Annotated in this window: 20 protein-coding genes and 1 pseudogene; 11 read left to right on the top strand and 10 right to left on the bottom strand. The window is 68.2% G+C overall.

The features are described 5' to 3' along the window. The 3 genes from ACFXJ8_RS26695 to ACFXJ8_RS26685 form a co-directional block, all read right to left on the bottom strand. On the bottom strand, positions 1–242 hold a 242-nt coding region (locus ACFXJ8_RS26695; RefSeq protein ID WP_379646696.1), incomplete at its 3' end, for a hypothetical protein. Positions 243–1,099: 857 nt separating this feature from the next. Next, on the bottom strand, positions 1,100–2,476 hold the full coding sequence (locus tag ACFXJ8_RS26690) for a sensor histidine kinase (protein WP_379646695.1): 1,377 nt from the start codon (positions 2,474–2,476) through the stop codon (positions 1,100–1,102). A 385-nt stretch (positions 2,477–2,861) separates the two neighbouring features. Then, complete coding sequence (locus ACFXJ8_RS26685) at positions 2,862–3,026, bottom strand: hypothetical protein (RefSeq protein WP_379646694.1); 165 nt, start codon at positions 3,024–3,026, stop codon at positions 2,862–2,864. Between the two features lie 289 nt (positions 3,027–3,315). Between ACFXJ8_RS26685 and ACFXJ8_RS26680 the strand changes: the two genes are divergently transcribed. Both ACFXJ8_RS26680 and ACFXJ8_RS26675 read left to right on the top strand, forming a co-directional pair. Continuing rightward, complete coding sequence (locus ACFXJ8_RS26680; RefSeq protein WP_379646693.1) at positions 3,316–4,542, top strand: SpoIIE family protein phosphatase; 1,227 nt, start codon at positions 3,316–3,318, stop codon at positions 4,540–4,542. Between the two features lie 487 nt (positions 4,543–5,029). Further along, positions 5,030–5,407: a hypothetical protein gene (locus tag ACFXJ8_RS26675; protein ID WP_379646692.1), complete on the top strand. Its 378-nt coding sequence runs from the start codon at positions 5,030–5,032 to the stop codon at positions 5,405–5,407. A 13-nt stretch (positions 5,408–5,420) separates the two neighbouring features. On the opposite strand, the gene ACFXJ8_RS26670 is transcribed toward ACFXJ8_RS26675, so the two are convergent. The 4 genes from ACFXJ8_RS26670 to ACFXJ8_RS26655 all read right to left on the bottom strand — a co-directional run bounded on the left by ACFXJ8_RS26670 (position 5,421) and on the right by ACFXJ8_RS26655 (position 10,759). Further along, positions 5,421–7,673 carry an alpha-galactosidase gene (locus tag ACFXJ8_RS26670; RefSeq protein ID WP_379646691.1) on the bottom strand — a complete coding sequence of 751 codons (2,253 nt, stop codon included), beginning with the start codon at positions 7,671–7,673 and terminating at the stop codon, positions 5,421–5,423. Positions 7,674–7,732: 59 nt separating this feature from the next. Continuing rightward, positions 7,733–8,563 carry a carbohydrate ABC transporter permease gene (locus ACFXJ8_RS26665; RefSeq protein WP_379646690.1) on the bottom strand — a complete coding sequence of 277 codons (831 nt, stop codon included), beginning with the start codon at positions 8,561–8,563 and terminating at the stop codon, positions 7,733–7,735. After that, a complete protein-coding gene (locus tag ACFXJ8_RS26660) occupies positions 8,563–9,411 on the bottom strand; it encodes a carbohydrate ABC transporter permease (protein ID WP_379646689.1) in 849 nt (282 codons plus the stop codon). The genes ACFXJ8_RS26665 and ACFXJ8_RS26660 overlap by 1 nt, the downstream gene beginning before the upstream one ends. Positions 9,412–9,520: 109 nt before the next feature. After that, positions 9,521–10,759, bottom strand: a complete 1,239-nt coding sequence (locus ACFXJ8_RS26655; protein WP_379646688.1) for an ABC transporter substrate-binding protein — start codon at positions 10,757–10,759, stop codon at positions 9,521–9,523. 172 nt (positions 10,760–10,931) lie between these two features. On the opposite strand from ACFXJ8_RS26655, the gene ACFXJ8_RS26650 reads away from it, so the two are divergent. The 4 genes from ACFXJ8_RS26650 to ACFXJ8_RS26635 all read left to right on the top strand — a co-directional run bounded on the left by ACFXJ8_RS26650 (position 10,932) and on the right by ACFXJ8_RS26635 (position 13,172). After that, positions 10,932–11,945 carry a LacI family DNA-binding transcriptional regulator gene (locus ACFXJ8_RS26650; protein WP_379646687.1) on the top strand — a complete coding sequence of 338 codons (1,014 nt, stop codon included), beginning with the start codon at positions 10,932–10,934 and terminating at the stop codon, positions 11,943–11,945. A gap of 151 nt (positions 11,946–12,096) precedes the next feature. Beyond that, a complete protein-coding gene (locus ACFXJ8_RS26645; RefSeq protein WP_379646686.1) occupies positions 12,097–12,429 on the top strand; it encodes an ArsR/SmtB family transcription factor in 333 nt (110 codons plus the stop codon). 64 nt (positions 12,430–12,493) lie between these two features. Further along, positions 12,494–12,781 (top strand): SRPBCC domain-containing protein, encoded by a 288-nt coding sequence (locus tag ACFXJ8_RS26640; protein WP_379646685.1) that lies wholly within the window; start codon positions 12,494–12,496, stop codon positions 12,779–12,781. A 262-nt stretch (positions 12,782–13,043) separates the two neighbouring features. After that, positions 13,044–13,172: a hypothetical protein gene (locus tag ACFXJ8_RS26635; protein WP_379646684.1), complete on the top strand. Its 129-nt coding sequence runs from the start codon at positions 13,044–13,046 to the stop codon at positions 13,170–13,172. Here ACFXJ8_RS26635 and ACFXJ8_RS26630 read toward each other — a convergent pair. Then, positions 13,159–13,431: a hypothetical protein gene (locus tag ACFXJ8_RS26630; protein ID WP_379646683.1), complete on the bottom strand. Its 273-nt coding sequence runs from the start codon at positions 13,429–13,431 to the stop codon at positions 13,159–13,161. The genes ACFXJ8_RS26635 and ACFXJ8_RS26630 overlap by 14 nt on opposite strands. A gap of 233 nt (positions 13,432–13,664) precedes the next feature. Then, entirely contained in the window at positions 13,665–14,294 is a 630-nt protein-coding gene (locus ACFXJ8_RS26625; RefSeq protein ID WP_379646682.1) for a TetR/AcrR family transcriptional regulator C-terminal domain-containing protein, read from the bottom strand. Between the two features lie 70 nt (positions 14,295–14,364). Here ACFXJ8_RS26625 and ACFXJ8_RS26620 point away from each other — a divergent pair, with 70 nt between their 5' ends. Both ACFXJ8_RS26620 and ACFXJ8_RS26615 read left to right on the top strand, forming a co-directional pair. Beyond that, complete coding sequence (locus tag ACFXJ8_RS26620; RefSeq protein WP_379646681.1) at positions 14,365–15,816, top strand: FAD-dependent monooxygenase; 1,452 nt, start codon at positions 14,365–14,367, stop codon at positions 15,814–15,816. 199 nt (positions 15,817–16,015) lie between these two features. Then, positions 16,016–16,357, top strand: a pseudogene (locus ACFXJ8_RS26615) (transposase family protein); the annotation flags it as partial. A 286-nt stretch (positions 16,358–16,643) separates the two neighbouring features. Here ACFXJ8_RS26615 and ACFXJ8_RS26610 read toward each other — a convergent pair. Beyond that, positions 16,644–17,381 (bottom strand): SDR family oxidoreductase, encoded by a 738-nt coding sequence (locus ACFXJ8_RS26610; protein WP_379646680.1) that lies wholly within the window; start codon positions 17,379–17,381, stop codon positions 16,644–16,646. Between the two features lie 92 nt (positions 17,382–17,473). Here ACFXJ8_RS26610 and ACFXJ8_RS26605 point away from each other — a divergent pair, with 92 nt between their 5' ends. From ACFXJ8_RS26605 to ACFXJ8_RS26595, 3 genes are all read left to right on the top strand, one after another. Further along, entirely contained in the window at positions 17,474–18,337 is an 864-nt protein-coding gene (locus ACFXJ8_RS26605) for a LysR family transcriptional regulator (RefSeq protein ID WP_379646679.1), read from the top strand. A 277-nt stretch (positions 18,338–18,614) separates the two neighbouring features. Continuing rightward, the gene (locus ACFXJ8_RS26600; RefSeq protein WP_379646678.1) at positions 18,615–19,202 is read left to right on the top strand and encodes a TetR/AcrR family transcriptional regulator; all 588 of its coding nucleotides are present in this window, start codon (positions 18,615–18,617) and stop codon (positions 19,200–19,202) included. 11 nt (positions 19,203–19,213) lie between these two features. Further along, positions 19,214–19,900: a haloacid dehalogenase type II gene (locus tag ACFXJ8_RS26595; protein ID WP_379646677.1), complete on the top strand. Its 687-nt coding sequence runs from the start codon at positions 19,214–19,216 to the stop codon at positions 19,898–19,900. The last annotated feature ends 407 nt before the right edge of the window (positions 19,901–20,307 follow it).

The following is a 20,307-nucleotide window of genomic DNA, read 5'->3' as shown; positions in this document are numbered from 1 at the left end:
CCGAAGATGAGGAAGTTCGGCAGGACGACGTGCTCGACCAACCACGCGTACGGCGGGAACACGGGGTGATCCACGGCGTAGCTCGTGAACAGGTAGAGCCCCCCGGGCCGCCCTGCCCGGCCGAAGTCGGAGCCGGGCGTCTTCCACCCCACGTTCTGGATCCACATGAGTGCGACCGCGACTCGGACGAATGCCAGCAGGCCGGGCGCGGCTCGCGGCAACGTCACAACCTCGGCCATCATCGGCCTCCCCCGGTGGCTGAACGTATCCGCTCCAATACCCTGTCTACGCCCGACCAAGACCACCGGTTCTTACGGATTGCGAACATCCCCGTAGATCCGATCCGGGTGTCCGGTGCGGGGTGCCGTAAGCACCTACGAGAGCAGGGTGTGAGCGCGGCATAGAAGGGCGCCTCGCCGCCGTCGAACTTGAAGCCGTCCACGCCGATCTGGCGGCGCAGCCGCTTGAGTTCGCCCGACAGCTGCTGTGCCGAACGCCGCCCCGTCCCCGCCCGCCGCCCCGGGCCGCGGACATCTGCCCGCACACCGGCCGCGCCCGCCTGGGCTACGACCACGCCCGCGTCCTGCTCAACACCTACGGCGGCCTCGATCTGCACCAGCTACGCCACTCTGCGGCAACCCACCTCGGTGAGGCTTAAGTTCACTGCAGCTGATCACGAGCAAGATCCGGCACAAGAACCCGCGCACCGCGATGCGCTACGTCAAACCCGGGCCCGGAGCCATCGCCGCCGTGACCGAGCACCTCGCCCCCTGCCGGCACTGACATTCATGCCTCACCGACGCCGGTCCTTCGCGCTGTTGGAGCCCCAACGTTCCTCGCCAGCGGCGTGATCACCGCCGCTAATTTCTTGCACTTAGGCTCCTCGTGGACCCTTCAGCGTCTCGATCCCGGACCGTCCACAACGGGCGGGCCACGAATACGGCAGAAACGGGGCCGTAGGCTGAGGTAGCTGCTGGTCAGCGTTCAGTGAGTGCTGCGTCGGTGGACCGGCCGATTTTGAGGGTGCGGGTCGCCTCGGTGATGGAGACCCGGTCGTGAGTCTCGATATGCCGAGACCGCCTGCCTGTGTGTCCTGATCTCACCACCGCCGGTGCGAGTGATCTGCGGGCGGCGCGGCCCGGCCTGGGACGCGCAGCACGAACCGTGCGCCGCAGGGGCTGTCTTCGATGGTGAGAGTGCCGCCGTGGGCTTCGGCGATCTGCCGGGCGATGGGCAAGCCGAGCCCGGTGCCGCCGGCGTCTCTCCTGCGGGAGGCCTCCAGGCGGGCGAACCGCTGGAAGATGACCTCTCGCTGGTCGGGGGCGACGCCCTCGCCGTCGTCACACGCCTCCAGCACCGCCGCGCCCGCCTCAAGGGTGAGGGTGATCGTGATGGCGGAGTCGGCGTGCCGTTCGGCGTTGTCCAGCAGGTTGTTCAGCAGCCGGGTCAATCCGATCCGCTCCCCGTCGACTATCACCCCTGGGGTGAGGTGGCGGAGCACCGCGACCCTGAGCGGCCGCCGGTCTAGCTCGCATATCACCAGGTCGGTCAGGCTGATCGCCTCGTGTCGGCCGCTGACGCCCGCGTCCAGCCGGGCGATCTGCAGCAGGTCGGTGACCAGGTCCTGCAGGCGCTCCACGCTGTCCAGGAGCGCGTTCGCCGTTTGTGGCCAGTTCGATTCATCGGGGTACATGAGCGCTTCCTCGATCTGTGTGCGCATGGCGGTCAGCGGGCTGCGCAGGTCGTGGGAGGCGTCGGAGGCGAACCGAAGTTGCTGTTCGACTGCCGACTGGGCCCGGTCCAGGGTCTTGTTTGCGGTCTCGGCGAGGTCTCGGAGCTCGTCCCGGTACTTCGGTACCGGCACCCGGTGGCCGAGGTCACTCGCGGTGATCTTGGCGAGTTTGTCGCTGATGGTGCTTACCGGCTCCAGGGTCTTGCCGACGGTGCGGTAAGCGCCCGCCGCGGTCGCGCCGACGAGCAGGAGCCAGCTGGCGGCGAGCGGGACCAGCAGCCGGGGGCCGACATACCAGGGGACATCGGGAACGGCTATGTCGAGCCGCCAGACGCTGTTGGCCCGATGGAAGGGATAGGCGATCACGATCTTGCACTCGCCGGGGAACGCGGGCCCGTCGCATCGCCTCTCGGTCGCGAAGGCGTCGACATCGGGCTCCAGGTTCGTCATGGGCGGCTTGCCTGCCATGTCCGGAGTCGCGGCGACCATGGTGCCGACCTGATTGAACACCTGAACCGCCTCGCCTGACCTGCCCGGCGCCAGACGGGGGGATACGCCGTGGTGGCGTACATGCTTGGCCGTGTTCACCGTGTGGGCGACGAGCTGCTTGGTCCGGTACTCGATGGCGTCCTGATGTACCGACACCAGGACGAACACCGCGACGGCGGTGCAGATCAGCGCCATCACGGCACTGGTCACCACGGTTAGGCGGGTCCGGATCGAGCAGTTAAGCCACGTGCTCACCCTGATCACCCCTTCTCGACCAGACGCACCCCCAAGGAAACTCCTTACCGACCAGGGGAAGACTCATGACCGGGAAGACTCATGGTCAAGGGTGAGCAAACGTCAGCGAGAGCGCCCGGGATGCCCATGTCATGGCGAAGGATGCGAGAGAGGGATTCGGCCTGAGCCCGCCGGCCGCTGCTCGGACGAACCGGAGTCCGCTGTGCGTTGCGGGCGTGGAGCAGGTCGGCGCCTCAGACGGCTGACTACCAGCGGCAGGTGGACCGGTACGGCGGATCCTCCGGTGATTTCCGCAGGGGTTCCGCCTCAGGCGCCGGACAGGTCGGCGGCGCTTTCGTAGACGGGCGGGCTTGCCGTGCACCCTGGCCTCGGCATACATCGCCTGCTAGACCCGCCGCTCGGCCTTGGCGTTGATCTTCGAGATCAAGCCGATCAGCAGATCCACCAGCGCATCGGTAATCTCGGCGTTCCGGCACCAGGCCAGTGCCGCCACCAGCGTCAGCTGCACCGGCTCGGGGTTGGCGGCGAAATCGGAGGGACGGGAGGCCATCGCCCTGCGCCCGCCAAGATTGCCATTGTGGCTTTTGGGCTCACCTTGGCTGACCCCGTTCCGAGAACGACGGGCAGGGACAAACCGGACACCACTGGGTGGGATGGCAGAGACTCTCAGAACTGCCCATTTACGCGAACATGGAGCGTCACCATCGTCGCGGTGAGTTGTTTTCGTGCGTGCCCATGCCTGGCGGCTGCGGTGCCCCGGGCGCTGACCTGCCCGGAGCTGTGCTTATCGTGGAAGAGCATGTGATCGACATAGCGTCACGGGTCGGGTAGGTGGAATCGTGAACGCATCCGAGATCGACTACGAGGCGGTCTTCCAGTCGCTGCCGAGCGCGGTGGCCCTGTTCACCACGGATCTGGTGTACGCCGACGTCAATGAGACGTTCCTGCGCATGCTGGGGCGTACCCGTGATCAGGTGGTAGGCCGCTGCCTGTCTGATGCCTTCCCTGATGACCCCGAGGTCCCCGCCGTGACCGGCATGTGCAAGCTGCGGGATTCCCTGCGGTGGGTGGCCGCCACCGGGGAACGTGACGCCATGACGCTGCACCGCTACGACGTGGAGTCCCTGGACCGGCCCAGGGTGTGGGAGGAACGGTACTGGAGTGCGGTCTGTGTCCCCGTCTTCGGCCCGGACGGGCGAGTGGCGCTGCTGCTGCACCAGGAGGAGGACATCACCGAGTTGATCCGCACCGGTAGTGGCCGAGGCGGCGACCAGGTGGCGGTACTGGAGACCGAGCTGTACACCCGGGCCCGGGAACTGCAGGAGGTCAACGAACGGCTGCGCCAGGCCCACGCCCGTGAACGCGAAGTCGCCCTTCGCCTGCAAGAGGCAATGCTGCCCGCCCCCGGGCCTTTGAGGCATCATCGCGCAGCGGTGCGCTACCTCCCGGCGGTCGGGGCCCTGAACGTGTGCGGGGACTGGTACGACCTCATCGACCTGCCTGACGACCGCATCGCGGTGGCCGTCGGCGACGTCGTCGGCCATGGCCTGGCCGCCGCCGGCGTCATGGGCCAGCTCCGCAGCGCGCTCGGCGCCGCGTCCCGCGTCGCCGACGGCCCCGCCCAGGCCCTGGATGTCCTCGGCCTGTACTCCCGCTCGGTCGAGGGCGCGGAGTCGACCACGGCGGCCCTATCCGTCATCGACTGTACCAAGCACACTATCGCCTACAGCAGCGCCGGCCACCCTCCGCCGGCCCTGCTGCACCCCGATGGCACCGTGGACTTCCTCGACCAGGCCACCGACCCCCCGCTCGGCGCCCGCCCCGAACACATCCCCCGCCCCCAGGCCGAGACCGCGTTCACCGAGGGGGCCACCCTCGTGCTGTACACCGACGGACTGATCGAACGCCGCCGCGAGGACATCGATGCCGGCCTGGCCCGGCTCGCCGACTCCCTCACCCGCCACCAGGGCGCCGACCCCGAAACACTCGCCGACGCTCTCTTGACCGACCTGATCCCACCAGCCGGTGCCACCGACGACACCGCCCTGGTCGTCCTTCGCCTGTGACGGAGGCGGCCATCACGGCGCACCGCCGGGTCGTGGCCGCCGCTGGGAAGCCGGAACGGTCGCGGCCAGTCAGGTGCGGATGGCCTCGGGGGCGAGTGTGCTCGCTCCGGCCTGGTCGGCGGCGGGGACCGTGGGCGCCGTGAACAGTGAACGCGCGTTGCGGATCGCGTTGGCGGACCGGCTCCTCAGGGACTTCGTGGGCTGTCGGGACTTTCCGTCCAGGATTGAACGCTAAGCACAAAACCCCTGTCCGGGGTCCGGGAACTATCCGGCCGGGTATTAGCGCCAAGCGCCGGACCGCAGGTCATACGGGGTGTGGCGAGGCGGGGTTTCGGCGGCCTGCCGTTCAATTCCGGCCGGATAGTCCCAGCGCCCCATGCTCTGATCGCGGCCCCGGGCGGTGGCCTCGCGGTTCGATCGAGCGTGATCGTCGCCGCGCGGGGCAAGGTGTATTCATTTACTGCGGCAGCCCGGAAGGAATGGATGGATGGCGATCGAACAGGAGGCCGTGCCGAAGAGCGGGGGCACGGTCCGGCTGCCGCGCGCCAGGGTCGTGCCGCTGTCCGCCCCGCCGCCGTCGTACGCCACGGCGGTCGAGCGGTACCTCACCGGCGCGGGCATCGCGAAGTCCTCCGCGCGGATCTACCGGATCTTGCTCACCACCTGGGGGTGGATGCTGCGAGGCGAGCCGGCGCCGACCGGACCCGCCCGCCGCGGCGCCAAACCCGCGCCCTTCGACCTGCCCGCCGTCGACGCTGATCAGCTGTTCCCCGCAGACCTCGTCGAGCAGACCAGCCTACTCGGGCTCAATCTCAACGATCCGCGCCAGCACGCGAAGGAGGTCAAGCAAGTAGTCATCGGTTAGCGCGGCGCCGTCGCTAGTCGAGGCGGTCGGCTCTGAAGAGGACGACCTGGTCGGGGTGCAGCCGAGGTGAGGTGACCCCGGCACGTTCGAGAACGGCGCCCGTGAACACGGCTCCCGGGAGCTCGACCGACCGGCGTCGGTGTTCGTTCAGTGTCCGCCCGTCGAACGTGTTACCGCTCTGGGTGGCCTGGCCCCACCACAGGGGCGGCACGAGGCCGGATGGGCTGCTGCCGATGATCACCGGACGGAGGTGGTAGCGCGCATCGTGGTCGAGCCCGCGCAGCTTCATCCGCGTCGCCGGGTCCGGGTACATCGTGTCGGTGGCCGCCATGGCGAACACCGCGCGCGAGCGGTCACGGCTCACGATGCCGTGCACGAAGATGTGGTCCACCGCGTCGTCCATGCGCACGACGTCGCCGTCGAGGAGCAGGTGCCGCTGCGACTTGTAGAAGTCGATCCACTCCCGCAGCTCGGTCATCTCCTCCGGGGTCGCCTGGGTGATGTCCCACTCGACGCCGAGGTGCCCGAACACGGCGGTTCCCGCGCGGAACGCGAGGTCGTGCCGGCGGCCGGTCGTGTGCGAGCGTGGGGAGCCGATGTGCGACCCCATGTACTCGGGCGGCAGGAGCTGCGTCGTCCAGCGGAGGATCGACTGCCGGTCGTGCGGGTCGATGTTGTCGGAGCTCCAGACCCGGTCGGCGTGCTCGAGCACGCGCAGGTCGACTCGGCCGCCGCCGGAGGCGCAACTCTCGATCTCCACGCCTGGGTGGGCGGCGCGGATCTCGTCGAGGAGCCGGTAGAAGGCCTTCGTCTGCGCCCGGACAGCCGCCCGGCCGGCGTTCGTCCGATCACCGGCCTCGATGAGGTCACGGTTGTGGTCCCACTTGATGTACTCGATGGGGTACTCGTGAAGAATCGCGAGGATCTGGTTCCTCACGTGCGCGTACGCGCCCGGCACGCTGAGGTTCAGCACCTGCTGGTGGCGCGCCTCGATGGGTAGCTCCTGGCCGGAGGCCATGATCCATTCGGGGTGGGCGCGTGCGACGTCGCTGTCGAGGTTGACCATCTCGGGCTCGAACCAGAGCCCGAACTGCATGCCGAGCGCGCGCACGTGCTTCACGAGCGGGTGGAGCCCGTCGGGCCAGGCCTCGTCCGACACGGTCCAGTCACCCAGTCCTGAGGTGTCATCGCGACGGCTGCCGAACCAGCCGTCGTCGAGCACGAACCGTTCGGCTCCGATCGCCGCCGCACGCTCGGCGAGGTCAATGAGCTGGTCGAGGTCGTGGCGGAAGTACACGGCCTCCCACACGTTGAAGGTCACCGGTCGCTCGGTGCTCACCCTGGGAGTACGCGAACGCAGGTGGCGGTGGAAGCGGCGGGCGACTTCGTCGAGACCGGCGCCGAAGGACCCGTAGACCCATGGCGTCTCGTAGCTCTCGTGCGGCGCCAGACGCACTTCACCGGGAAGCAGCACCTCGCCGCCGCCGATGAGCTGCTCGCCGGTAGGCACCCGCTCGGCGTAGTGCCGGTGGTTCCCACTCCACGCGGTGTGGACGGCCCACACCTCGCCGCGGCCGAACCCGAACCCCGGCGTGCCCGCGTGCAGCAGGTAGGCGCTGTCGTGACCGGTGCGGCCCTTGCGATTCTCACGCAGGTGGATGCCGGTCCGAAGTGGCCGGCGCTCGGGGACGCGCTCGTTGTTGTGCTGTCCCGCGAAGTCGAGGAGTTCGCTCGCTTCGCGCGGGACCGGGAAGGCGAGCGTCAGGTCTTCGAGTCCGTACGGCTCGGCGGAGAGGTTCTCGACCGCGGCGCGGGCGCGGAGCAGGCCGTGCTCGGTGAGTTCGAGGGTGAGGATGAGCCGCAGCAGGCCGTTGTCGTCTATCGCCTCGACACGGAGGGTCCCATGCGCCGCCGACATGTGCCCCTCGACGACCACGCCGTCGAGGTCCGCACGCACCGTGCGGAAGCGTGGGCTCCACAAACGGCCGCCGAACGAGCCACTGAGACCTGGACGACCGGTCCAACCGCTGTGGTGCTCGGGAATGATCGCGGGTCTGGGCGGCACATCAGGTGTGTTGGAGGCGGCGACGGGCACGGACGCCGCGATGAGGCCGGCCGCCCCTGCGGCGTCGAGCTCGGGCAGCACGGCACCCCAGTGGACGATGGCGGGCAGGCGGCTTTGTGGCAGGTCGATGACGATGCTGACGCCGCCGGCGGTCAGCTGGACGGAGCGGGCATGGGGTGCGTAGGTGGTGCTCAGGTGCACAGATTCACGTCTTCCCTGGTGGGTTGTGTGACAGCAGGTGTGCGGACGGTGTTGGGAGATCACTTGACGGCGCCGGCCACCATGCCGCTCATGAAGAGGCGCTGCAGGCACAGATAGGCGATGAGAACCGGCAGTACGGCGAGGAGAGCCGCGGCTGACCCGGCGCCCAGGTTGCTGGTCTGCTGGGCGAAGAACGCCCCGACAGCAGGGGCGACCATCCGCTTCTCCGGGTCGGTGAGCACGAAGTTCGACAGCGCGTAGTCGTTCCACACGCCGACGCCGGTAAGGATGGCGACGGTTGCCGTGACCGGTTTCAGAAGGGGGAAGATGATCCGGAAGAAGGTCTGCGCGGCATTGGCTCCGTCGATGCCGGCGGCCTCGTCGAGTGATACGGGAATGTTGCGCATGAACGCCGCGTAGAGGAAGACGCTCAACGGGAGGCCGCCGGCGACCGAGATCACGATCTGGCCCCAGTACGTGTTGATCGCGCCCAACTGGGTGAGGAGCGTGTACAGGGGCACCAGCGTGCTCAGCGGCGGGATCATGATGAGGCTCAGGATCAGGCCGGACACAAAGCGGTTGAACCGCGTGAGCCGACGTGCAAGCGGGTACGCCGCCATGGCCCCGAGCAGGCAGACGAACACGGTCGAGACGCCGGTAACGAGGGCTGTGCTGGCTATCGCGCTGAGCACGTTCCCGCTCGTGAGGGCTTCCTCGAAGTTCGACCAGGCGATATCGGTGATCCGTGGGATCAGCACGGAGGACACATCCGACTGCGGCTTCGTGGAACTGCTCAGCGCGAGCCAGAAGGGCAGGAGCTGTACCAAGGCGATAAGGCCGAGGAACACGGCGAGCGCACCGTTCGCGCCCGCTCTCAGCCGTCCGTTCATCACATCTCCACCCGGGTGCGGTTGAGTAGCGCGTTGAGGGCGAGCGTGCATAGGGCGATGACGACGAACAGGGCCACTCCCATGGCCGACGCGTAGCCCGCGCTCTGGTCGTTGAAGTAGACGACGCTGATGTAGGTGGAAACCGAGTTGGTCGCGTACCCGGGTCCGCCTCCGGTGAGGACCTTGATGACGTCGTAGAGTTTCAGGCCGCCGATGAGGTTCAGCACGATGCTGGTCGCGAAGGCGGGCTGCAGCAGCGGCAGTGTGATATGCCAGAAGAGCTTCCACCCGCTTGCCCCGTCGAGGCTGGCGGCCTGCGTCAGGTCCTCGGGGATCGACTGCAGTCCCGCGAGGTAGATGATCATGGAGACGCCGACGTACTGCAACGAGTTGACGATCACCACGATGGCGACCGCCGTCGACCCCTTCTCGAACCAGACGACCTTCTCGCCGCCGAACGCCTCGATGACGGTGTTGAGCGCCCCGAAGTTGTACTGGAAGAGGAGGTAGTACATCACCCCCATGATGATCGGAGAGATCAGCACGGGCAGGTAGACGACCGCGCGCACAGCGCCGCGAAGGCGGAACCTGCGATTGAGTGCGAGCGCCAGGCCGAGTCCCAGCACCTGCTGGATGGCCGTGCTGCCGATCCCGTAGATCAGTGTGTTGACGAAGACCGAACGGAACGTGGAGTCCGTCAGCAGGCGCCCGTAGTTCTCCAGGCCGGCGAAGGCCCTGTCGGCGCTGTATCCATCCCAGTTGGTGAACGACAATTGGATGCCCGAGATCACCGGGTAGATCGTGAACACGGCGAGCAGGGCGAGTACCGGCACATAGAAGAGGTTCACCGTGGGGGACTGCCGGCTACCGCCTCTACCCCACCGCCGGGGCGACCGCGCGGCTTGCACGGTCGTCTCGGCGGTGCTGGTCGATCCTGAGTGAATCGCCATGGAAGGCTCAGTCCTGCCCGTAGAGGCCGTCGAACGCCTTCTTCATCTGGGCGGCGCCATCATCGCTGTCGCCCTGACCGGTGATCATGGCGTCGGCGGTCGTGACCATGGTGTTCCACATGCCGTTCGGCAGGTGTACGCGATCGAAGTACGCGTGGACCGGCGTCTTCGCCTCGACGACCCAGCGGTCGTAGCTCGCCTGCATCATGCCTAGGTCCGAGGTGGCGCTTGTCAGGCCCGGGGTAGCACCGAAGGTCCCAGCGAGCTTGCTCAGCGTCTTGGGCTGGGCGAGGAACTCGAGATAGGCGAGAGCCTCCTTGGAGTGGGCGCCGCCCTTCGCGGCACCGAAGGCGGTCGCCTCTCCGCTGACGAGGAAAGGGCCGATCACACTTGAGGGGATGGGCATGAAGCCGAGCTTCACATCCGGGTTGATCTCCTGCGCGGCCGGCGCCACGCCGGGCCCGTGGCTGGTGAAAGCGATCTTGCCCGTCGCGAGCAGCCGTGTCAGGTCCGTTCCGGTGGCCGAGCTGTAGTCCTTGTTGAAGAACCCCTCCTTCCGCCAGGACGACAACTGCTCGAGAACGGGCTTGTACGCGGCGGCGTCGAACGTGCCGGCGTCCAGAGATTTGAGCTCCGCCGCGTCGTAGTGGCTGGTGGCCAGCCAGTCGGCCAGGTTCCCACCGGTCCAGCCGTCCTTGCCGGAGGCGCCGATCGGGATGATGCCGACCGCCTTGAGCTTGGCGCACGCGGCGTCGAACGCCTCCCACGTGGTCAGGGAGGCCGGGTCGATGCCGTTGTCCGCAAGCACACTCACGTTGTAGGAGAACCCTGAGACCTGTGTGTCGAACGGAAGAGCGTAGAACTTACGGTCGGTGTCACGCATCGCCTTGTCGAGGGCCGGGTTGAGTTTGTCCGCCCACGGCTGGTCCGACAGTGGGATAAGGAACTCCTTGTACCGATCACGGGACCAGCCATGCGTATTGAACACGTCGGGGACATCTCGCGACGCGAGCCTCACCTTCATGTCCTGTTCGTATGACGGCGTGCCCGGCACCAGCCGAACGTCGATGTTGGGGTTCGCGGCCTCGAACTCCTTGGTCGCCGCTTCCACGGCTTTGAACGCGATCTGGCCCTGCTGGAGACCGGTCATGACCTCGATCTCGACGCCGCCGTCATCACCCGCTCCACCGCACGCGGTCAGAGTGAGTAGCGTCCCTGCCGCCACAGCCAACGTGGCGCACTTCATCGTCCTCATGCTGGTCGTCCTCCGTAACTAACATGGGAGCGGCGTGACCGGCGCCTCGCCGGTCATGGCGGGGAGGATACTCGTGTAACTTCTCCAACATCAAGGGTTCACCCGCGAGTATGCAAGAATCAGTTACACAAGTAACCGAAGTTCCACGCGACTCGGAGGCGAAGTGGCTGAACAGGGACATCCGCGTCCCAAGCGGGTCACTCGGCAGGATGTCGCTCGTTACGCGGGCGTCAGCACTGCCGTGGTGAGCTACGTCATCAACGACGTACCGGGGAAGGCTGCCCCCGCCACACAAGCGCGGGTGCGTGAGGCGATCGAAGTGCTCGGCTACCGGCCGGACGCCAACGCGCGGGCCCTGCGCATGGGCTCGGCGCGCCTGCTCGGTGTCATCGTGCCGGACACCGCGAATCCGTTCTTCGCCGAGCTGACCGACGCACTCGCCCAGTCGGCGGCGGCACACGGCTACGACGTCCTCGTGGCGAACTCCGGCCTGGCGGCCGAACGGGAGCGGCGAAATGCCCAGAACCTGATATCACGCCAGGTCGACGGCCTCATCATCGCCACGCTCCTGAGCCCCGCCGAACAGGCAGCGCTTCCGACCGGGGGTATCCGGCGGGTGCTGATCGCCCAGTCGGCCACCGTCCCGGGCATACCCGCCGTCAGTACCGACTTCCGAAGCGGTGCGCAGCAGGGGGTGGAGCACCTGATCGCCCACGGTCACCGCTCCATCGGTCTCATCGTGGGCGGTGCGGGAGACGATGCCTGGCGCGATCCGCGCGAGGACGGCTGGGCGAAAGCGCTACACGCGGCCGGTCTGCCCCTGGGGCCGGTCGAACGGACCAACTACACGCGGCAGGGCGGCTATGAAGCCGCCCGCGCCATGCTCGCGTCGTCGACACCGCCGACTGCCATCTTCGCGAGCTCCGACATCGAGGCCATCGGTGCGCTCCGCGCCATCCACGAAGCGGACATCGCCATCCCCGATGACATAGCCCTCGTCGCCTTCGACGGCACCATCGAGTCGGAGTTCAGCTGGCCGCAGCTCACCGTCGTCAAGCAGTCCGTCACCGCGGTCGCGGATGCGGCCACCGAAGCCGCGTTGTTCCCCGAGCGCGTCAAACACGAACTCCAGCTCATCCCGACAGAACTCCTCATTCGCCGCTCCTGCGGGTGCTGAGAGACTCCGCGATGATGAGGCCGAACACGATGAAGAACTAACCTAAGAAATAACCCCTGAGTTCCCATCCGCCTCTGTCGCCTCACCGGACGGCAACGGGCTGGTCCTGTCCACCACCAAGGCCCCGTGATCGAGTCGATGCGGACGGCCCGTGCGTGCGCCGGAGGACCGGATATTCGGGGCACTGGCCAGCCCGGTCCGCCGCGAGGTCCTGCTGTTGCTGCGAGACGAGGGTCCTCAGCCGGTCGCATATAGGGCGGGCCGCTTCGACATGGCGCGCCCGAGCTTCTCTGAGCACCTGCGGGTGCTCCGAGACGCCGGGTTGGTCAGCGAGACCAGGGATGGTCGGCAGCGGCTGTACCGGCTGGAGCCGATCGGGTTGTACGAGGTGCAGGAGTGGCTCCACCCGTTCGAGCGGTTCTGGCGCGAGAAGCTCACCGGGCTGCGCGATGTGCTCGACTCGATGGATAACGATGAATCATGACTGATCGTGACGACTTGACCTCGGTTCATGTGGACCAGGTCCTGTCCCATCCGCCCGCGAAGGCATGCAGGCCGTCGCTGTCCCCGGCACCGTCCAGGCCGAGGTGCTGGCCTTCGAGCCGGAGAGGATGCCCCGCATCGGCTGGCAGGACGCCGCACAAGCTGGCGGCGTGAACGTGGACTGGACGATCACTTGGACTCTCCGGCCGGAATGCAAAGGCACCCGCCTGTTCCTGCTGCACGAGGGCTTCGACCCCGACAATCCGTTGCAGCAACGCGCCCGCACCATCATGGGCGGCGGCTGGAAGTCCCACGTAGGCCGACGACTGGAAGCCGTACTCGACGGTATGTGAGCCCCGCCCGGGCGGCCGCACACCTGCCGGCCTACCACTCACTGCCCCAGGGGCCCATGCTCGCTCCAGCGCGCCGCGACCTGGCAGCTCGCAGGCGCTGGTCTTCGGCAGGCTTGCCGGGCGGCGCGGACTCTGGCGTGACGGCCCTCTACTCCCGAAGCTGCGCCCAAGCCCAAAGTAGCCGTGGAGACGATCAAGAGCACGAGACGAACGTGGACGTGGAGACCATGCCGTTCGACGGGTTTCGCGAGCCGGTGAGGGCATGCTCGAGCCCGACCTGACCCGGCCGGGGCTCGGGCTGGAGCTCCGCCTGCTCGGCGCGGGGAGCAAGGTGGCCGAGCATCCGCAGCCTGTGCCCCACAGAAACGGCCCACGCGTCAGGAGGGTGTGACGGTCGGCTCAGGGGATCTGACTTCCGCTTCTGCCCTGCACCGCTCGGCCAGTGTCTGGAATTCAGGCTGGATGCGCTGCAACTCGTCGATCACGTTCTCCAGTTGCGGCCCGTCGAGATCGCGCAGTGCCCGCAGGCCGCGGCGGATCGTCTCCATCGCCTGCTCGCCCCGGGCAACGGCCGCCAGGCACTCGCCGGGCACGATCAGCGCATTTTGTGGCTGTTCGTGATCCTCGCCGCAGCCCGTGGCCGTGTGCATACGTCGCCGTCCAGTTTCTCCCGGTACCGGTTCCACCGAGCCTGGAGACGCTGCGATCGGTCGCCGAGGGGCACGGGCGGGCGCGAGTCCCGGGGGGTCGCTCGATGAGGTCTACGAGGAGATCGGGGTCTTGCTGGGCACCATGACCGTCAAACAGGAAGCCGGGTACCAGTTCCTGCGGTGAGCCTTGCCGCCGGTCGTTGCCGCGGCCATCGCATCCCTGCTGTTCTCTGTCAAGCTCCCGTGACGGATTCCTGCAGTCGGGCGCGTATGCCTTCGAGGATCAGCGCCAGGCCATGCTCGAAGGTCTCCTCGCCCTGCGGGTGACCGCTTGCCGTGAAGGCCGCCAGCAGGCGCGGGTGGCCGGCCAGCCACTGCGTGGCCTGATCCAGATCCTCGTGGGGATCGCGTGGTGGGTTGGCTTGCTCCTCCAGGATGAAGCCGGTGACGTAGGTGCTGAGGGTGAGCAGCGCTCGCAGCGCCTCGCGGGGCGGGAATCCGACGCCTTCCAGCGACTCCAGCGCGACCTCCAGGATGGGCAGGGTATTCGGGCCAGGACGAGCGCCGCTGAACAGCCGGGCGGCGTCCCGGCGGGAGGTGAGTACGCGGCGCTGATCTCGCATGCGGTCGGCGAGCCAGCCCTGCCAGGGCTGGCCTTCGGCCAGGGGTGGTAGCGGGATCTCGCGCGCCAGCGCGTCGGCCATGGCGTCCAGCAGTTCCTGCTTGCCGGTGAAGTGCCAATAGAGCGCGGGGGCTTGGACGCCGAGCTCGGTGGCCAGGCGCCGCAGGGTCAGTTTGTCCAGGCCCACTTCGTCCAGCAGCACCAGCGCCGTCGTGACGATCTTGTCGCGCTCAAGTTTCACAGTTTGACAGCTTAACAGTGTTAAAGGCACTCTTAACGTCGTTAGAATTTAACGCTGTTAAGGAGTGGCAATGGATGTGCTGATCGTCGGAGCTGGGCCGACCGGGCTGACGCTGGCCTGCGACCTGGCCCGTCGAGGTATCGACTACCGGATCATCGAGCAGAGCCCCGTCCCGCAGGTCGGCTCCCGAGGCTTCACCCTCAAACCGCGCAGCCTGGAGGCGCTGGACGATCTCGGGGTGGCCGACCGCATCGTGGCCGCCGCCGCGGTCCACTCACGGATCCGCTTCCACCTGGGCGAGCCGCCGCTGTTCGACCTCGACGTACCGCCCGCGCCGCCGTCCGAACAGCGGCCCTACCCCAACGCGCTGGCCCTGCCCGAGTGGCGAACCGAGGCAATCTTGCGCGACCGGCTGGCCGAACTCGGCGGCAAGGTGGACTTCGGCCACCGCCTGACCGGCTTCACCACCGATGCTCACGGTGTCACCGCCACCCTGGAACGGGCCGACGGCGCGGTGGAAACCGTCCACGCCCGCTACCTGATCGGCGCCGACGGTGGCCGCAGCCAGGTGCGACGCACCCTCGGCCTGCCGTTCACCGGCGCCACCGCCGAGGACACCCGGGCCCTCCTGGCCGACGTGCGCATTGACGGCCTGGACCGCCGTGCGGGGGTCCACCTATGGATGGCCTCCGACGGACACCTGCTCGTCGCCCGGCCCATCCCACAGACCGACACCTGGCAGGTCGTCGCCTCGCTCCAGCCCGACGCCGCCGGCCAGTGGCCGGACCCCACCCTCGCCACTCTCCAGCAGGCGATGATCGAGCGGACCGGACGGGCCGACCTGCGCCTGTCGAACCCGCAGTGGCTTTCGGCCTGGCGTTACAACCTGCGCATGGTCGACACCTACCGGGTCGGGCCGGTGCTGCTGGCCGGGGACGCCGCCCACGTCCACAGCCCGTTCGGCGGCCACGGCATGAACACCGGCATCCAGGACGCGTACAACCTGGGCTGGAAACTCGCCCTGGTCCTGCGCGACGTGGCCGCCGACAGCCTGCTGGACACCTACCAGACCGAACGCCTGCCGGTGGCTCGTGCCGTCCTGGCCGACAGCGACCAGCGCTTCTCCGCCGCCACCCACCGCGGGCGATCCGGCCACTACTGCGATTCGTCATCAAGGCATTCCTGGCCCGCCAGCAGCGCCGCGATCGCACCGACCACCCCAGCTACCGCACCGGCCCGCTGTCTGTGCATCTCGCCGGGCGCCGCGGCAGGGTGCGCGCCGGCGACGTCGCCCCCGACAGCCCCGTCCAGATCGGCTCCGACCAGGCACGGCTGTTCGGCCTACTGCGCGGCACGCATTTCACCGTCCTGGCCTTCGGTACCCAGCCGCCGCACATTCCGCCGCACCTCGCCGAGCATGTCCACGCCTACCCGGTTGCCTTTGTCGGCGGTTCGGCTGCAGTGGTCGACCAGACCGGACAACTCACCCGCACCTACGCCGCTCGTCCGGGATCGCTTGTGATCATTCGTCCGGACGGGTACATCGGCTTGATTACCCACCGCGCCACAGATCGCACGCTGGAGACATACCTCGCTAGCATCGGCTGTGTCGCAGAGCGTTGACCGAACGGCCGTTGAAGAGTAACGACCTCGCGCACGATTAGCTCGTGATCTTCGAAGTGGTCGGACGAAGGTCTCAAGTGGATCAACGAGAAGGCCGTATGGGATCATGCCTGGGTGTCTATGCCTGGCTGGGCCCGTACGGCCTTGTCGCATTCTGCCTTCATTCATCGGGATCTCCCGTAAACACCTGGGTTCGCCTGATCGAGGAGCTCGCCCCGCGCTGGACGAGCCGCCGCGCGGATGCGCTGGCCGAGCGACGTGGCCATGAGCGGCTGCGGGCCGAAGGCGCGGGCCCCAAGCAGACGCTGGTATTCGTCGATCGGGTGCTGGTGACGTTGGCGTTCTTGCGCACCGGACTCCCGGTCGCGGCACTGGCCGCCTTGTACGGCATCCACCGCTCGACCATCAACCGGGCCATCGGTGAGGTGCGGCCGCTGCTGGCCGGACGGGGCTACGCCACCCCGCAGGGACCGCGCCTGCACACCCTGGCCGACGTATTCGCCTACGCCAGCACCCATGGCGTCAAGCTGCGCATGGACGGCAGCGAGATCCAGGTCCGTCGCCCAAGAGCGGGCAAGCCCGGACGTCGGGCGTTCGTGTCGGGCAAGAAGAAGATGAACACCGTCAAGTTCACCAAGGTCAGCGACGAGGCGGGGCGCACCGCGGAGCCTCGTCGATCTGTACACCGGGCACGCGCAAGCGCGACGCGCGGCCGGGGATCATCCTCTACCAGGGGACGACGCCCTCGTCCTCGAAGAACGCGCCAGACGGGCCGTCGTCGGGCAGCGTGGCGAGCCGGATCGCCGTGGCCGCGCCCCGTTCCGGGGTGCGGGGCCCGTGGAAGCCGGTGAAGTCGGTCGCGACCAGGCCCGGGCAGGCCGCGTTGATCAGGATGTTGGTGTCGGCGAACTGCCGGGCGTACTGCACGGTCACGGCGTTGAGGAACGACTTCGACGGCGCGTAGGCCGCCATGATCGGACCGATCTCGATATCCGGGTCGGTCTGCCGGGTCACGGAGCCGACACTGCTGGAGATGTTGACGATGCGCGGCGAGGATGAGCGCCGCAGCAGCGGGAGCATCGCGTTCGTCACCCGGATCACGCCGATGACGTTGGTCTCCACGACCGCGCGGACCAGGTCGAGGTCGAGCGTGGTCGGGTCCTGCACCCAGCCCGGACCCAGCTGTCCGGAGATGCCGGCGTTGTTGACCAGCACGTCAAGCCGCCCGGCCTCCCGCTCGATCAGTTCCGCGGCGTCGGCGACGCTCTGGTCGCCGGTCACCTCCAGCGGCACGCCGAACGCGTCGACCCCGGCGGCGCGCAGCTTCTCGACGGCGGTCTCACGCCGGCCCGCGTCCCGCGCCCCGACGGCCACACGGTATCCAAGATCTCCGATCCCGCTGGCGATGGCGTATCCGATTCCCTTGTTCGCGCCGGTGACCAGCGCGATCTTCGTTTTGCTCATGACACCCAGGCTCGCTCCCAGGTGGGCGCGCCGGCCAACACCGATCGGGTTCGCTGTCATACCCGGTGGGTATCGCAGGGTACGCTGTGGCGGTGGACGCCTTGGAGACCCGCGAGCTGAGGTATTTCGTGGCCGTCGCCGAGGAGCTGCACTTCGGCCGGGCCGCCGAACGCCTCGGTATGGCCCAGCCGCCGCTGTCGCGCGCGATCCAGCAGCTCGAACGGCGTCTCGGCGTCTGCCTCATGGAACGCAACCGCCGCGGCGTCGCGCTCACCGATGCCGGACAGGTGCTGCTGCACGAGGGCCGCGCGACACTCGACGCGGCCACCGCCGCCGCACGCCGCACCCGCCGCTCCGGCGGAGCCGACGACCCGGGCGGTGCGCGCAACCGTCTGGTGCTGGCGGTGAAGACCGCCGCGGCTCACGAGCTGCTGCAGAAGCTCCTCGACGCTTATGCGGCCGAGCCCGACGCCGCCGAGGTCGAGGTCCTGCAGTGCGGCATGTGCGACCAGGAAGCACGGCTGCGCGACGGCAGCGCCGACGTCGCGCTCTTGCACGTGCCGTTCAACTCCCTCGCCGGGTTCGACAGCGAGGAACTCATGACCGAAGGTCAGATCGCCGTCCTGCCCGCCGGACACCCCCTCGCCGCGCGCAAGACCTTGTCCCTGGCCGACATCAGCGACCTCCCCGACCTCCCGCGAGCGCGCTGGCCCCGTCACGGCATCTACCCGCCCGGCCCAGGCCCCGAGATCCACAACCAGACGCAGTTGGCCCAACTGGTCGCCCTGGGACGCACCGTCGCGGTCCTACCCGAATCCGCGCGCGCCTGGCTGTGGTCCGAGCACGCCGCCATCCCTGTGACCGACGCGCCCCCCATCGCCACCCACATCGCCTGGCCCCCGCACAGCCGCTCACCAGCCCTGGCCCGCCTGATCAGGACCGCCGTACAGCTCTAATCCCCTCGTTTACCGGATCGATCCTCCGGCTCCCAATCCCGCCGCACCGTGCCCCCAACTCGCTACCGATTCCCCCGCGTTGGGAAACACGGTCACGCATCCGAGAGTTAACGCAGGTCAGCACACGCGCGCTATGACGATCCCGACTCAAACTCTTGATCGTCTCCAGGGCTACTTTGGACTTGGGCGCAGCTTCGGGAGTAGAGGGCCGTGACAGTTGCGCCGGCATGCAGCACCACCTATCTTGGAACGACCATTCCAAGATAGGTGGTGCTGCATGGCGGACGTGAAGCACTTTGATCGCGAGGCCGTCCTGGAGCAGGTGGAGCGCCTGTTCTGGCAACGGGGTGCCGGCGCGACCGGGATCGCGGAAGTCGTCGCGAGGACCGGGCTGAGCCGGTCCAGTCTGTATGCGACCTTCGGGGGCAAGGACGAGTTGTATGCCGAGGCGCTTCGACGCTACGTCGAACAGCGCTCGCGGCCGGCCTTCGACCGCCTGGCCACCGATGAGCGCGGGCTGCCGGCGATCGAGGACTTCTTCGACCGGCTGATCCAGGCGCGCTGCACGGGCGAGCATGCCCGCTGGGGCTGCATGGTCTCCAACGCCCACATTGGGGCAGAAAGCGGTGGGCCAGAGATTCGGCGGCTGCTCGATTCCCACCAAGCCCAGCTGCGCACGGCCATGCGCGCGGCCCTGGACGTCGCTGGCGAAAAGGAGCAGCTTCGGGCTGACCTGGACCTGGAGGCGAGCGCCGAGATGCTCGCCCTGCTGGCCTACGGCGTCAACCTACGCTCGCGTGCCGGCGCAGAGGCCTCCATCCTGCGAGCCGCCGTGGCGGCGGTGCTGACCACCCTCCAACCCTGAGGAGAGACACCATGAGCGAGTCGCTGACGAGGAGACCGGACGTCGTCATCTTCGATGTGAACGAGACACTCACCGACATGGAGCCGTTGCGGACCCGGTTCGAAGAGGTCGGGCTGCCCGGCGAGTTGATGGCCACCTGGTTCGCGGGCGTGCTGCGCGACGGCTTCGCGCTCACCGCGGCCGGTGGCTACGTCGAGTTCGCCGCGATCGCCTCCGACGTGCTGCAAGGACTGCTCGCCGGAGCAAAGGTAGATGCTGGCGATGAGGCGATCAGCCATGTGCTGAGCGGCTTCGCCGCGCTGCGGGTGCATCCGGATGTTCCGGACGGGATGCGGATGCTGCGCAACGGCGGTATCCGGCTGTTGACCATGACCAACGGTGCCGCGGCGATGACCGAGCAGATCCTGGCCCGCGAAGGGCTGCTCGAGTTGGTGGAGGCGCGGCTGGACGTGAGCGGCCCGCGGGTGTGGAAGCCCGGCCGCGCCGCCTACGACTACGCGGTCGAGCGCGCGGGAGTGCGGCCGGACCAGGCGGCCCTGGTCGCGGTGCACCCGTGGGACATTGACGGCGCGCAGCGGGCGGGCCTGATCGGTGCGTGGCTGGACCGTCGCGGCACGCCGTATCCGACAGTGATGAGCGCGCCGCAACTGTCGGCTCCCGATCTCAAGACGTTGGCGGCCCGGTGGCTGCAGGCGTGACGTCGGCAAGCCCCGCGCGGAAAGCGGCGCACGATGCGCCGCTGGGCTGTGTCCGTGTGCCACTCGTGCAATCAGGCGGATCAGAGGCTGAGGCACCAGTCCGTGCCGCTGGCGGCCAGGATGAGGTGCGCGGACCTGGCTCACCGGCCACATCGAGTGACCGGCGGCCGTCCCTGCGGCCGACCTGAAAGGGCGTGCGGGTCAGCCTTGGCCGGGCGAGCGGGTGCGCCGCCGCCGTATCGCGCGTTGGACGAGCGCGCCAAGAGCTTCCGATGGTGTCATGGGGAAACGCGTAGCCTGACGGGACCTCACACTCGCCGAGCGCAGGTGATCGGTACGTAGCCGTCGGCGACGATGTACCAATCCCATCCTCGCTCGTTGCACTTGAGGTAGCCGCTGCCGCGCCC

It is taken from the genome of Nonomuraea sp. NPDC059194 (assembly GCF_042754765.1).
Taxonomy (GTDB): Bacteria; Actinomycetota; Actinomycetes; order Streptosporangiales; family Streptosporangiaceae; genus Nonomuraea.
This window is presented reverse-complemented; position numbering and strand designations above follow the sequence as displayed.

What these genes read in the sequence shown, in the direction of transcription:
- ACFXJ8_RS26655 (WP_379646688.1), bottom strand. Translation starts at nt 10,759, where the DNA reads ATGAAGTGCGCCACGTTGGCTGTGGCGGCAGGGACGCTACTCACTCTG.
- ACFXJ8_RS26600 (WP_379646678.1), top strand. Translation starts at nt 18,615, where the DNA reads ATGGCGGACGTGAAGCACTTTGATCGCGAGGCCGTCCTGGAGCAGGTG.
- ACFXJ8_RS26665 (WP_379646690.1), bottom strand. Translation starts at nt 8,563, where the DNA reads ATGAACGGACGGCTGAGAGCGGGCGCGAACGGTGCGCTCGCCGTGTTC.
- ACFXJ8_RS26610 (WP_379646680.1), bottom strand. Translation starts at nt 17,381, where the DNA reads ATGAGCAAAACGAAGATCGCGCTGGTCACCGGCGCGAACAAGGGAATC.
- ACFXJ8_RS26635 (WP_379646684.1), top strand. Translation starts at nt 13,044, where the DNA reads ATGCTCGAGCCCGACCTGACCCGGCCGGGGCTCGGGCTGGAGCTCCGC.
- ACFXJ8_RS26595 (WP_379646677.1), top strand. Translation starts at nt 19,214, where the DNA reads ATGAGCGAGTCGCTGACGAGGAGACCGGACGTCGTCATCTTCGATGTG.
- ACFXJ8_RS26685 (WP_379646694.1), bottom strand. Translation starts at nt 3,026, where the DNA reads ATGGCCTCCCGTCCCTCCGATTTCGCCGCCAACCCCGAGCCGGTGCAG.
- ACFXJ8_RS26640 (WP_379646685.1), top strand. Translation starts at nt 12,494, where the DNA reads ATGCAGGCCGTCGCTGTCCCCGGCACCGTCCAGGCCGAGGTGCTGGCC.
- ACFXJ8_RS26620 (WP_379646681.1), top strand. Translation starts at nt 14,365, where the DNA reads ATGGATGTGCTGATCGTCGGAGCTGGGCCGACCGGGCTGACGCTGGCC.
- ACFXJ8_RS26630 (WP_379646683.1), bottom strand. Translation starts at nt 13,431, where the DNA reads ATGCACACGGCCACGGGCTGCGGCGAGGATCACGAACAGCCACAAAAT.
- ACFXJ8_RS26675 (WP_379646692.1), top strand. Translation starts at nt 5,030, where the DNA reads ATGGCGATCGAACAGGAGGCCGTGCCGAAGAGCGGGGGCACGGTCCGG.